Source organism: Sulfitobacter sp. M05 (assembly GCF_029285175.1).
In the GTDB taxonomy this organism is placed as follows: domain Bacteria; phylum Pseudomonadota; class Alphaproteobacteria; order Rhodobacterales; family Rhodobacteraceae; genus Sulfitobacter.
Genome location: NZ_JABEDH010000012.1, coordinates 1 through 11,935, shown reverse-complemented (window position 1 = coordinate 11,935; position 11,935 = coordinate 1). Strand labels below are relative to the sequence as shown.

The 11,935-nt window shown below is 51.5% G+C and carries 13 protein-coding genes; 5 read left to right on the top strand and 8 right to left on the bottom strand.

Annotated elements, in window-relative coordinates:
• Positions 1-218: 218 nt before the first annotated feature.
• Complete coding sequence (locus HKX44_RS19870; RefSeq protein WP_276153099.1) at positions 219-989, top strand: glycosyltransferase; 771 nt, start codon at positions 219-221, stop codon at positions 987-989.
• Here HKX44_RS19870 and HKX44_RS19865 read toward each other — a convergent pair.
• From HKX44_RS19865 to HKX44_RS19845, 5 genes are all read right to left on the bottom strand, one after another.
• The gene (locus tag HKX44_RS19865) at positions 946-2,724 is read right to left on the bottom strand and encodes a hypothetical protein (protein ID WP_276153098.1); all 1,779 of its coding nucleotides are present in this window, start codon (positions 2,722-2,724) and stop codon (positions 946-948) included. The genes HKX44_RS19870 and HKX44_RS19865 overlap by 44 nt on opposite strands.
• A 3-nt stretch (positions 2,725-2,727) precedes the next feature.
• Positions 2,728-4,254, bottom strand: coding sequence for a hypothetical protein (locus tag HKX44_RS19860; protein WP_276153097.1), 1,527 nt, complete (start codon positions 4,252-4,254; stop codon positions 2,728-2,730).
• Positions 4,235-5,290, bottom strand: coding sequence for a hypothetical protein (locus tag HKX44_RS19855; RefSeq protein ID WP_276153096.1), 1,056 nt, complete (start codon positions 5,288-5,290; stop codon positions 4,235-4,237). Before HKX44_RS19855 ends, HKX44_RS19860 begins: the two co-directional genes overlap by 20 nt.
• A complete protein-coding gene (locus HKX44_RS19850) occupies positions 5,290-5,781 on the bottom strand; it encodes a hypothetical protein (protein ID WP_276153095.1) in 492 nt (163 codons plus the stop codon). The genes HKX44_RS19855 and HKX44_RS19850 overlap by 1 nt, the downstream gene beginning before the upstream one ends.
• Before the next feature lie 231 nt (positions 5,782-6,012).
• Positions 6,013-7,584: a hypothetical protein gene (locus tag HKX44_RS19845; RefSeq protein ID WP_276153094.1), complete on the bottom strand. Its 1,572-nt coding sequence runs from the start codon at positions 7,582-7,584 to the stop codon at positions 6,013-6,015.
• Between HKX44_RS19845 and HKX44_RS19840 the strand changes: the two genes are divergently transcribed.
• Entirely contained in the window at positions 7,550-8,245 is a 696-nt protein-coding gene (locus HKX44_RS19840) for a response regulator transcription factor (RefSeq protein WP_276153093.1), read from the top strand. The genes HKX44_RS19845 and HKX44_RS19840 overlap by 35 nt on opposite strands.
• A 21-nt stretch (positions 8,246-8,266) precedes the next feature.
• Here HKX44_RS19840 and HKX44_RS19835 read toward each other — a convergent pair whose 3' ends face one another.
• From HKX44_RS19835 to HKX44_RS19825, 3 genes are all read right to left on the bottom strand, one after another.
• Positions 8,267-8,596, bottom strand: coding sequence for a DUF2322 family protein (locus HKX44_RS19835; RefSeq protein WP_276153092.1), 330 nt, complete (start codon positions 8,594-8,596; stop codon positions 8,267-8,269).
• 169 nt (positions 8,597-8,765) lie between these two features.
• Positions 8,766-9,344 carry an ImmA/IrrE family metallo-endopeptidase gene (locus tag HKX44_RS19830; protein ID WP_276153091.1) on the bottom strand — a complete coding sequence of 193 codons (579 nt, stop codon included), beginning with the start codon at positions 9,342-9,344 and terminating at the stop codon, positions 8,766-8,768.
• Complete coding sequence (locus HKX44_RS19825) at positions 9,334-9,699, bottom strand: XRE family transcriptional regulator (protein ID WP_276153090.1); 366 nt, start codon at positions 9,697-9,699, stop codon at positions 9,334-9,336. Before HKX44_RS19825 ends, HKX44_RS19830 begins: the two co-directional genes overlap by 11 nt.
• A 100-nt stretch (positions 9,700-9,799) precedes the next feature.
• Here HKX44_RS19825 and HKX44_RS19820 point away from each other — a divergent pair, with 100 nt between their 5' ends.
• From HKX44_RS19820 to HKX44_RS19810, 3 genes are all read left to right on the top strand, one after another.
• The gene (locus HKX44_RS19820) at positions 9,800-10,180 is read left to right on the top strand and encodes a DUF1508 domain-containing protein (RefSeq protein WP_276153089.1); all 381 of its coding nucleotides are present in this window, start codon (positions 9,800-9,802) and stop codon (positions 10,178-10,180) included.
• Positions 10,181-10,775: 595 nt separating this feature from the next.
• Positions 10,776-11,258, top strand: coding sequence for an ABC-three component system protein (locus tag HKX44_RS19815; protein WP_276153088.1), 483 nt, complete (start codon positions 10,776-10,778; stop codon positions 11,256-11,258).
• Positions 11,258-11,785, top strand: coding sequence for an ABC-three component system middle component 5 (locus HKX44_RS19810; protein ID WP_276153087.1), 528 nt, complete (start codon positions 11,258-11,260; stop codon positions 11,783-11,785). Before HKX44_RS19815 ends, HKX44_RS19810 begins: the two co-directional genes overlap by 1 nt.
• Positions 11,786-11,935 lie beyond the last annotated feature (150 nt).

Sequence of the window (11,935 nt, the reverse complement as noted above, 5' to 3'; positions counted from 1 at the left end):
GCCCGCTTGTCAATGCAATCCGCACAGCATCTTGGCGGAATTCGTCCGTCCGTTTCAGTCCCATAGTTCATCTCCTTTGCTGCAATAAATGCTATCAAAGGAGCGGCATCAAACCGTGACAGGTCCACTTTCGTGTTCAGAATTTCGCCGTAGCACTGTCCAAAGCGTTGGGGTCCGAGCCTCCCACACATCTGCTGATCAACACGCCGGAGGCTGCGTTGGCCGTACTGGAAATGGGATTGCATTGTGAAATCCCGACCACCTTTTATACCCACCACGAGAACCTAGTGCTGAACCCAATCCCGAAGAGTAGCAAATTCGGCCCAAGCTATATGGAAATGCTGTATAGGATCATTGGAACGGCTGGCGTCACCACGGCAACACAAAGCGATTACAACGTTGAGCGGATGCAGTATTTGGAATTTTCTGCCGCGCCCGTTGTGCTGCCGATGCCAATCCCTGATCCACAACTGCTGCAGCCATACGAAGGCGAACGAAGTGGTGTCCTTTTCATCGGCAGGCATGAACCTCGCAAGCAGCCAGCGGTATTTGCTCAAAAGGTCGCCCAAGCTGGACTGCCAGCCAAAGTGCTTACCCGGGCATCTGGTGAAAAGAAGTTTGAAGCAACTTTCAAAAAGTACGGCATTACCGATCACAATATCCAATCCGAGATCACTGGTCAGGAAAAGGCCGATTTCATCAAATCTGCCCGGATAGCGTTCCATCCGGCAAAGCTGGAATCCTATGGGTTCTCAGCCATGGAGACTTTGGCAGCTGGACTGCCTACGTTGCTGGTCCATGAGTATGATTGGTGGCAAGCCTTCATCGATGACGGCGTACACATCACGCCAATCCGTGATGCACACAATGCGCTGCTGGAACTCTACGAACGCCCCCTGAATACTGCTCCCAGCTTTGCGGCGCGCCGAGAGCAGGAGACTTTTGCTATTTGGGAAAAGTATCTGAATTCGGATCAACATCTTGGCTAGGCGCTGGCAAGGCAGCAGGCGGCATGAACATGTCCGTGTTTTCGACAAACCCACCGGCGAGGCCGACAATCAAAGGCAAAGTCATCTTGCAAGGGCCGGTTGGTAGCTTGCAGTTCAGCTCGATCCCAAATGGCGCGCCCGCCATGGAGAGAAGTTTGCCTTCAAACGTCATGCCGTAGTCTACGCCAAGACTGATTACGCTTTCCAACTGGCGGGTTTGTACAAGCCAGTCCGACCCAAGAGGCAATGCGCTTTGCTGCGTCGAGCTGATCTTCCCGAGCTTCTGTTTTTCACTGGGCTTGTCAGGGAAATGAACGTACAAATACCCGTTTTCCTCGGTGACATTGAGCAGTGTCGGGAACCGTCGCTTTGAGTTGCGCGGCAATGATTTCTTGAAAGTTTCGCGCCAACCGTGCAGCTCGTTCAGCACACCCTTCGTCAAGCTGAACTCATATTCAGGCTTCGCACCAGTTTTGAGCAGACGATACCCTTTCTTGCCTGGGGTAACTCCTGGAAACGCATACTGAATTGCGGCGCTGCCGCTGGATGCCAGATGGGAGAGCTTCGAAGTATGCTCGTCCTCCCATTCAAGTTGGCGCAAGAAATCAGATGCGAAGTTCTGTGCATCGATCGCTGCTATGCGCAGCTGACGCACCATCTGCTTGAAATCCTCCCAAGGAATTTGCGTTTCCAATGCAATCATCGAAGGCAAGATCGTTCCGTTTTCGACGATTGTCGCCGCATTGCCATCTTGCTTGGTAAGCCACAGTACCTGCCTTGCTTGATGCAAGTCCTTGGTGGTCAGACTTGCCTTTTCTTTCTTTTCGGCAGTCTCGTCTTCACTGTCATCTGTTGACCCATATCGCTCTGCAAGAGCCTCAGCGAATTCGTCATTGCTGGCGTTTTCATTGGCTTCCAATGCGGTCTTCATCGAATTCATGGCTTTGAGCTGCTCAAGCACATCAGCTTTTCCGGGCTGCAGCCGAGAAAATACATCGCAGATGACAAAGAACGCGTAGAGCCGCTTTTTGGTTAAACGTCGCTCTGTCCGATCTGTGATGGAGGGAACCAAGCTGATCAACGCACGTTCAAAGGTGGCTTGAGGCCCTGCTGGCAGAAATCCGACAATTTCAGCCCCATTCGCCGCCTCCCGAACAACAGCATTGGCATAACCGTGAACCATGTGCGGTTGCATAGCGTTCGATTGAAGTCCTGTTACGGAACCCAGGGATTGCGCGTCCAAAACTTGTTTGGCCTGCTTAAACTTTTCTGACGCATCATCTTCGGTGCGGGAGTCGCCGGAAGCCTTTTCAGTTTCCAGTGCGCGGCTATAGAGAGTTTTGATCGTCTCCCCATCCAAAAAAGCCTGGCGAAACTGGTCAACGCTCCAGCCTTCTCCTTGAACGTACTTCAGGATTTTCCGGTATTGGGATTTGCTATCATCTCGAGCATCTGGGAACGCGATACCAACCAACTCATGGAAGTCGTTGCCCTTTTGCTTTGCACTGATCGACTTGACCTTCAAACCAATGAACAGCGTTAGCATCTCCAACTCTTGCAGCTCAAGGCACAGTTTATAGGTGGCCACCAAAGCTTGATGGACGCGGGCATGATGACCTTTGAGAGCCTTTTCAGCTTTGGCCGATAGCTTCTGGATTGCCTTAAGTTCAGGGTCGAACTCAGCCAGTTTTTTGCTGGAGTTTGATCCAACGACGACAAGTGCGTTTTCCGTCATGACCTATACCTTTGCCAGCGCCAGTGCGTTCAACTCTCGCTCGGCATCTTGAATGAATTGCATGGGAGTTTCGGAGGTGAACACACCGTCGAGCAGCGTCGGAAGACACATCAGTTCTTTGGGTCGTTCCAAAACATTGCGGTCATCAAGGGTGCGGTACGCATGCCGGAACCCTTCGAAGTACGCATGTGTGTTATGATGGATCAGCAAAACCTGCTGCAATTTGCGGGTTTGCGAAGCTGTTAATCCAACCCAAGGCTTGTCTACGAAATCGTCAAGCGTCAGATGCAAACCCAAAGCAGTCTTTGTCGGCTTAAACTCAAGCGTCCGCTCACCCTTTCCCCAGATTTCGTTTAATGGCCTCTGATCGCAATCATGCGCTTCTTGCCGTGTTCGTGCAGATCGAAAACTCCAAACCTCAGGGGACATATCCACGCCGGTCACGGCTTCGTACCCGTTGCGCATGACATCCACCGGGCTACCAGAGTCAAAAGACAGTTGGATGTCTTTTGCATCGGTATAGCTGCGCAAAGCCCGCTGAAGCATGCTCAAGCCAACTCCCACCCGCAGAGTGGAAACGCCCAAAAAATGTAACCACTGGCCTTGCCGCAAATGCCCTAGGTCGCGCATTTCAATGAGCCGACGACACGTCATTGCCAGCTGCGAGTGGTGTTTTCCTGCGAATGTCCAGCCATCGAAATGAAACTGACGCATACGTTCGAACCAGAACTTGCTTTCCCGTTCGTTACGCCCCTGGATGATGTTCAGCACTTTGGTTGCGCCGGTCTTGCGATGCTTCCGGTAGTACCGGTTGTTGCGCACGGTTTGAAATAAACAAGCCAGAAATCCCGTATCGAACCCAAGCGCCTTGGAGAGTTTTTCCATCTCGACGCCTTCACGCATGAGACGCTGCACATGAATATCCACACCGCCACTGGCGATTGTCGCGAGCGGGAAATCCATCACCATGGAATGGGTGGCAACTGCTTCTAGCCACCGCAGCATCCGCTCTACTGTTGGCATGCCTTGGAATGCGATGGTGCCTTGCTGGATTTGAAAACCACCACTGTCGCCGATCAAAGTTACACGAGGATCATGGTTGCCACCGGTCAACCAATTCCGCTGCTTGGCTAGCTTTGTCGTTTTTGCCGCTTGGCCACCGCTGTAGAGAACCCAGGGGTAAAAGCAGAGCTTCGACTTTGGATTGGTGAATTGGAGGTCCTCTGCGGAAAAACCAAATCGGCTCGGCAGGCCTACCCTTTCCAGAGCATCGACGTATGTGCTGCTAAGCGCAGGCATGTAGTAAGCCACATTTTCATATGCGCTGACTAGGGTGTAGTCTTGTCCCTGAGGAAGCGTGCGCTGTTTGGCAGGATCGCGTGGAAACATGTCTTCCACAGCCTGATCCAGCTGCGTGCCTTCCAAACTGGTGCGAGGTTCATTGCCCATCACCCCAAAGTGCCGTTCATCGACTTCATCCGCTGGATCACGGATTATTGCTGGTAAGCTCTTATCTGAGGACGCTGGCATAGAGTTTACTCCCGTTAAAATACTGACGGCCAACGCGTTTCCCTAGCTCTTTCAGTTCTTTTGGAGCTGGTTCGTGAATCGCCTTTTGGATAGACCGAACAAGGTTCATTGCATTGCGCTGAACAGCGTTTGGGGACTCGCTCCACTTGGATGGATAGCACCAGTCCCGATAGATTTCGGTGTAGCTCAAACGCTTGGGAACGATGGGGGCTGCACCGGCCAGAATGCCCTCGTATGTTCCAATGCCTAGAGTCTCTTGTTTGCTTGCTGAAAACACCACCAGAGCGCGGGCCAGTTCATGATGATATTGTGCCTTGGAAAGCGGCTTTTTCTGCGCAAATACAATCCTGTAGTGGGACAGTTTCGCACTTAGAAGCTCAAAAGCTTCTGGCATCTTCTCTGGCGCAATTCGGTGCGGAAAAAGGATCGTGTCTTTTTTTGCCGAACTCACTAGTGGGGTCAAAAGTGGCTCCAAGTATTCCATTGGCCACCCGACGACGCGGTAGGTGCTTTGCTGACTTGGGTTGATCTTTTTCGTGAAGAGCTTCCTGTGGAACTTGGTCGCGAAATAGTTTCGGTCCGCAGCCTCGAAAATGGCTCTTTCGAAATTGTAGCTCCACTTCTTGACCTTCGGTGTCCGCCCCAAGAAATCATACGGATCGTACGAACCAGCGTGCCACATCACATCGATGGACAGCTCCAGCGGAAGCAAATCCGCCATGTATCTGAGCTGGATAACACCGGGGTGCCAAGCGTCAGCAAACAATGCGCGGTCGCCGTCTTTGACGCGCCCCTGCTGAACCATCAGGGAAAACTCCGCAATCTGACAAGCCTTGTAGGCATTGGTTTCCGCAAAATTCAGAAACGCACCCGGTGTAGTCTTCCCAGAAGTTGCTGAGCCATGAACCACTTCCAGCTTCCACGGCTTCTTTCGCCGTACCATCGCGGCGATGAGTTGGTTAGGCAGGTGCTCCCGCCATTCTATGGTGTAGCGTTGTTCGTGGGGTTCGATATCAAAGAGCCAAAGTGTGGGCATTACGCTGCTACTCCGGTGGCTTCGCGATTTCGGAGCACAACCCAGAACCCCAACGCCCCAAGCATCTTGGCAGCACTGACCAAAGCAACAGCTGTCCAGTCGAAGAAGCCAACCATGTGGAGGAAAACAATAGTATCCACGGGCACAGCCACGGCGGACGAAAACAAAATACGTTGGGACAGCGGCTTACGTGTGAACGTATAGACAGCCCAATCGATGGCTTCGGAGATTAGGAATGCCGTCACACTCGCCACAGCCACAACCGGCGCTGACATGAAGTAACTGATGCCACCTGCTACCAACATTGCGATGACCACCCAATGGCCAATCTCACGTTGGGCAAAATCCCGAAACACAAACACAAGGCCAACGACAAGCATCACGGGCGGGAACATCGTGCCCAGTATCGGCACCATCGGCACCACCACAAAAAGCCAATTGATCGCCACAACAGCAGCGATATAGGCGGTTGTCCAAAACCCTTTGGGCATAAGTTCCTCCACAGAAAATTGTTTGTGGGGTGAACCTGTCAGAGTTGATCTGTTTGATGTTGTGCACATCTGACCCAAAGGGCTGCAAAAATTGCCCAAACTAGGTGCTTTGACGGAGGCGAGAGGCAAAAAACTTGATTTGATCAAGTTTTCCCACTCATTCAGTCAATGATTTCATACGCCTAGTTGCGCCCCGAACCGACTTGGCAGCATGGGCAGTAAGTTGGATTTTTAGGCCGATGCAAATTCAATGGATGCTAAGTTCGGCTTCAAAGTGAACTTCGCGTCTAGCATCCGTGCAATCTGGCGCACGATCTCAAGCCCAAAGCCCGCCGGACCATTTGGACCTTCAACACATTTGATTTCATCAACCACATGAACCGCGATGCGGGTTTCATCAATTTCCGCTCGAACCGTTACGTTCAATCCATCTTCGCTCATGCGGACGGCATTTTGAACCAAGTTGGAAACGGCTTCCCAAACCAAATTAGCATCAGATGTCATTTGGTGGTTGGTGTGTATCACGTTCAAAACGACGCCACGCTGATTGGCTTCCGGCTCAAATGTCTGCAACACTTGGTCGAACACACGCTGAAGCGCGAATTCTTCGCAAATGATGTCAATCCTACCTGCCTCTCGCTTGGCATAAGAAAGCACCTTGTCGATGAACCCAGACGCTGTTTGCCCAATAGCACGAGCCTGCTCCAGTGGTGCACCCGCTGGGGTGTCTTTGTGTTCGATCACCAGCCCATCCAACATCATATTCACAGTATGCATGGGTTGGCGCAGGTCGTGGCCTATCGAGCGTATCAAATGCTGCTGGAACTCAAAGGCATCGCGCAGGTCTTTTGTCTGGTTGGCGACTTCTTCTTCTAGGTCAGCTTCATGCTGTTTGATGGCATTAAAGGCAACTTCACGATCTGAAACAGCCCCGCCAATCATCAAGGTGGAGATCGCCGTCAGCAGCAAAAGCACCTGCAGGGAGATACGCTCCCCCTCAAATCCAAACCAGTTGGCGGCAGGAGGCGTTAACAGCGCAGTTAACACAATCGCTGTTGCGGCAGATGGGAGACCGCCTCGTACGGCAAAAATCACAGGTGGCAGCAAGATCAGATAGAACAGCGAATCCAAATAGGTACCTTGGGATGGAGCCCAAAACGCAATGAACATCGCCAATAGGATCGTCACCAACTGAAACGCTATGACTCGCCACTCGGGTAGAACTGCCTGTACTCCACGGCCAAAAAACCACATCAGGAACGGAACCAATATTGGCAGTGGGATCAACGTCCCAATTGCGTCGCCCACGGCCCAAGGCAGCAGTATTTCCCAAGCAACAGGCCACGAGAAGTTGCCAACCGTCGCGTGAAGCGACACCCCGCTAAGAGCACCCAACAGAGCCGAAACCAATGCAATCGCAATCAACTGAAGTTGGCTTTTCAAGTCGCAGATCGGTAAGCTCACCTCAATCAGGTGGCGCGCGATCAACCCCGCCCCAGTGTAAATCACGTAGAGGCGAAACGCGTGAAGGATCGGGTCTCGGTAGTTGGTGAACTCAACGCCAAGCACTCCACAAACAGCTGGGATCGCCAGCAGCAGGTTTGCCAATAAGGGGGCTAAGAGGAACTTTCGAGGTGCCGTCAATGCGACAGCCAACGTGACGCCTGCAGGCAGGAACCAAAGACTCGCGTAGGTTTCAAAGAAGTCGAAAACACCAGCAGAAACATACGCAGCGAGCCACAGCAGAACGATCGCTGCAAATCGCAGCATGTCTCTGATCACCAAATCAAACTTCTTTTCCATATCCGATTTCTGCGTGAAACTGCTCCTCACAATCAATAAGAGAAATTTACCGATGAAACGCCTGCTCATTGCCGATGATCATCTTATGATTGGATCAGCGATGGTCTACTTGCTGAAGCAGCTGGACCCGTCGATCCACACGGTGTCAGTGGGTTCTGCAAAGGCTGCTCTCGAGACAGTGGCTGAAGGCAAGCCATTCGATCTGGTGCTGCTGGATTACGACATGCCAGGAACCAATGGGATCAAAGGCACGGGCCTGATCCACAAAGATCACCCAGAACAGACTGTCGGTATCATATCCGGCAGAACAGAACCTCAATTGGTGAAAGCCGCCATTGCAGCGGGTGCCGCCGGTTGGCTCCCAAAATCAATGTCTGATGAACCGCTGCTCCACGCTTTGCGCATGATGGCGGCAGGTGGACAATTTGTACCATCCGACGTGCTAGCTGAGCTCAAATCCAGCGATGACCGTTGGGACTTGTTCAGTGAAGCAGAACAACGTGTAGCAAAACAGTTGGCACAGGGTTTGTCAGACAAGGAGATTGCACTCGGCTTGGAGTTAGAACCCAAAACCGTACGCAATCACGTACGTAACATCCTTCGCAAGGCAGGTGCCGAGAGCAGAACCAAGTTTGCTCTGGCCTTTCACGAAAACCGCTAACCCCAACCCAAGGTCACAGGTTTAGGCTCGCACGACCTGAACATCCAACGACTTGCCCGTGTCAATGACATCCAACAGGCGATCAATATTGGGGTGCGCTCCAGGTCGACTCTTTGCATCAACCGTATGCTCAGCAAAAACTTCCAACCCATGTGCCGCAGCCTTTGCGTCGATTCTGCCGAAGACTTCTGCAAGATATTGATACACAACGAGTGAACCCTGCTTTCCAGGCTTGTTTTCAATAATGTCAACAATCGCACCAGCAGAATCCATAATGTTGATATGGCTAATGCCATCAACAGACGGCAGCAGTTGCAAGTTGTCTTTGAATGACGCTGTCGGCGTGAACATCTTTGCTTCCGAATTAGTTATCTTCGAATGCTCTTAGCAGGAGCGGCTTCACGCACCAAGGTGCGAAGAATAGGGTACGGCCCATTGCTGCCGATGGTCACAACATTGCATTGCTGTGACGCAGAGCGTCGAACCAGCCATTCGCTGCAAGTGCAAACGAATATGCCGCTCATTCCGCAGCATACTTTCTTCGGATGTTCTTTGCTGCTCTCACGGTATCGGTCACTTGCAGCCGGTATTGATACATCTGCCAACTAACTTGGTAGATCTCTTCCACCATTTCTCTGGAGAATGAGTCCAACACCATTTTGACTGTGGCCTTCTTTGGAAGTAACAGCGTCCCGCCCAACCATTTGGCCTCTTCTTCTGTGTTTCTGTCGTATGCTCGTTCGCCGTTGTCTTTGATCGGCGTTTCGAGATCGTGACCCATGATTATGTGCGCTAGCTCATGCGCCAGATCAGAGTTTTGGCGGCGAGGATGGTGAAAATCGTTGTGATGTATCTCTTTATAGCTTCCATCGGAGATTATGAGACCTGAAAAAGGGTCATCTGGGTGGTTCGCCCAGTGGTTTGTTATTTCTGACGGCAGTTTTGGATTTTTTCGAATGCCGAAGACAGGAACACCTAGATGCTCTGCCAGCTTACGCGGGCACATAGGCGCGTCCGGCCTTAGATCCAGCTCCGCTCTGAATTCTTCTGCATATCGCTCGGCCTCTGCCTTGAAACCGTGCTTGAACTTATGTCCCATCTGCTCTGCGTTTCCTCATATCCTCGTAGAGCGTTTTGATCATGAGCTCCATCGTTTGAGCGTCTTCGCCGCCGATGTGTCTGTCCGCGCGAAGCAAGGTAGTTATCTCCGCAAGCGTATCTTTTTGAGCTCGCGGTGTGCCGGTTTCGCGATAGAACTGGCTCACATCTAAACCCGACCACGATGCCAGCGCCGCAAGGCTGTCGACGTCGGGTCGTTTTCCCTGACCCATGCGGGTCAAAGTAGAAGCCGAGATTTTGGCTTTCTCCGCAACTTTCTTCCACGAAACCTCTCTATCTCGCCTGATCGCATCGAGGGCAGCATAGAAGCCCTCCGCATCAAAGAAATTCGACATGTGCTCTCCCGTTTCACTCTTGCAATATTTCGAGAATCGGATATCCCTGTGATTGCTAACTAGCAATACAACGTCACTATAGCAACAAAAGGAACCTGCTATGTACGCTTTCAGAATCGTTGATGCTGCAAACGGCCAATACCGCGTGCGCTTCACCTACAACTCAGAGATCATGGTGTGGTCAGAGAACTTTACCACGAAAGACGCGGCCAAGAGGAACATCTCTTCGCTGAAATCAAATGCCCCTGGCGCACCGGTTGTTGACCTCACGGTGGGTGAGACTGGAAGCGGGTATCGTTGGGAAGTCGCCAAGTCGAGTGATGGTCAGTACTTCACCCGCTTTGTGGCGTCGAACGGCGAAACCATGGTGCGTAGTGAGCGCTACACCCAGAAACACAACGCCAAGAATTGCGCTTCGTCTGTGTCCAATAACGCGGGCTCGGCTCGTGTCGTCGACGAGACCGAGGCTCAGGCTGCATAACCAAGACAAGGGACAAAATACTATGGCAAAGAAGAGCAATCGAACACGTGCAAGAAGTACCATTTCAGGTCGCTTCGTCACCAAAGCACATGCAAAGCGCAGCCCTCGAACGACCGTCAACGAGCGCGTCGGCGGAGGTTCAACTCATGGATCAATGCGGAGCGCCGTGACGGGGAAGTTTGTCGGCGAAACGTACGGCAGACGGAATCCTCGCACGACGATGCGCGATGGTTGAACATCAAATCCACAAAAGGAGCTTTAGTGGCGGGTTGTCCTTCGGATAAGCCGCCGCCAAATACATTTGAATCACAACATCAATCGCGGGGCTGTTTTGAGTAACTTGAACGCTCATTCTCGACTCGAGGTGTTGATGATGCTCAAATTAGGTTGCTTTGCGGAGACGATATCCGTCTACGAGCGCCCGCAATCCCGGTCAGTGAACATTTTGGACTGGCAATCAAGCAGGTACATGAAACGTTTAAGTCCTATTTGCTTACTATACTTGCTTGCGGGCAAGAAGTGCATATTCTGTTGACTACCCAATACCTTGTGGGCGCATAATGGAGCGTCGCCACATTTTGTCAGGAAAATCACTTTGTTGGAGCAGTCACAAGTTACCGGATTATTGGACCGTCTTGATAAAGAAATCTCCGAAGGAAATGTCTGCGTCGACGGGTTCATCGATGATTTACAGATGTTCCAAGACAGGCGAAGCGTAGTAGATTTAGTAGGTTTGGAAGCCAAGCTGGTAGCTGCGGAACGCCAAGACCAGCTCGAGGGAGCACAAGCCAAGAAAGAGCTTTTTGCAAAGCTGTTGGCCAAGATGCAGCACTATCCTTCTGCACAGAAGATATTTGCCTTGTTCCTCGCACGAATAAACGATGTTTTTGAGAACCACATCATTCCACACGCCTCAGCTCTTGATCGACAGCAGATTGATGAAATCATCGAGGACAAGATCGTCCTGCCAACACTTCAAGACATGGGGGTAGGTTTTGAACATTTCACCATCAACCATGCCCACGTCAGGGGCATGATCTACTGGCTTGCTGATAGATGCTATGTGAGGTGGAGCTAGTGTTCTCTCTCTCATATACTGCGGCCTATGACCCTTATCATGCCGTCTTTCGAATGCTCGTCCTTCTTGCTTCGACAGAAAACGGCGAAATCCCGTCAAAGACAGCAAGAGCAGCCGACTTCTTCTACTGCTTTCCCTGGATGCTAAAGGACATCCGAGCGCCAAGGAGCATTGAGGGCTTTGCTCGTATGCGGAACCAAATCGTGAGGAAATATCCCAAAACAAGCTACGATCGGTTTCCTAGTGCTCGCGTTGTGTATGATAGGATGGAGCTAATCCAGTCGACAGCAGTAAGCGCGCTAGCGGGCGCAAATATGATAGAACCAGTTGAGACTTCGTCGAAGATGCTGGCTCTCAAGCAGGAAAGTGTGCCTTCTGGACTTTTTACCGCTGTCGAGCAGGCAATCGAGAAAACGCCAGATTTATTGAAGTTTGTTGCAGTTATACTTCCGCAGATAGAACAACTCGGGAGTGATGGTCTATTTGCCCGCACAGGCCTTGGGGAGTACAGCTATGACGTTGTTTAGGCCAAACCTCGAAATAGTAGATCTGGACCTGTCACGGTTTGATGCCGCTCCTTTGATAGCATTTATTGCAGCAAAGGAGATGAACTATGGGACTGAAACGGACGGACGAATTCCGCCAAGATGCTGTGCGGATTGCATTGACAAGCGGGC

Excerpts from the sequence above, each read along its gene's own strand:
- HKX44_RS19865 (WP_276153098.1), bottom strand. The coding sequence starts at position 2,724 with ATGACGGAAAACGCACTTGTCGTCGTTGGATCAAACTCCAGCAAAAAA.
- HKX44_RS19860 (WP_276153097.1), bottom strand. The coding sequence starts at position 4,254 with ATGCCAGCGTCCTCAGATAAGAGCTTACCAGCAATAATCCGTGATCCA.
- HKX44_RS19855 (WP_276153096.1), bottom strand. The coding sequence starts at position 5,290 with ATGCCCACACTTTGGCTCTTTGATATCGAACCCCACGAACAACGCTAC.
- HKX44_RS19850 (WP_276153095.1), bottom strand. The coding sequence starts at position 5,781 with ATGCCCAAAGGGTTTTGGACAACCGCCTATATCGCTGCTGTTGTGGCG.
- HKX44_RS19840 (WP_276153093.1), top strand. The coding sequence starts at position 7,550 with ATGTCTCTGATCACCAAATCAAACTTCTTTTCCATATCCGATTTCTGC.
- HKX44_RS19845 (WP_276153094.1), bottom strand. The coding sequence starts at position 7,584 with ATGGAAAAGAAGTTTGATTTGGTGATCAGAGACATGCTGCGATTTGCA.
- HKX44_RS19835 (WP_276153092.1), bottom strand. The coding sequence starts at position 8,596 with ATGTTCACGCCGACAGCGTCATTCAAAGACAACTTGCAACTGCTGCCG.
- HKX44_RS19830 (WP_276153091.1), bottom strand. The coding sequence starts at position 9,344 with ATGGGACATAAGTTCAAGCACGGTTTCAAGGCAGAGGCCGAGCGATAT.
- HKX44_RS19825 (WP_276153090.1), bottom strand. The coding sequence starts at position 9,699 with ATGTCGAATTTCTTTGATGCGGAGGGCTTCTATGCTGCCCTCGATGCG.
- HKX44_RS19820 (WP_276153089.1), top strand. The coding sequence starts at position 9,800 with ATGTACGCTTTCAGAATCGTTGATGCTGCAAACGGCCAATACCGCGTG.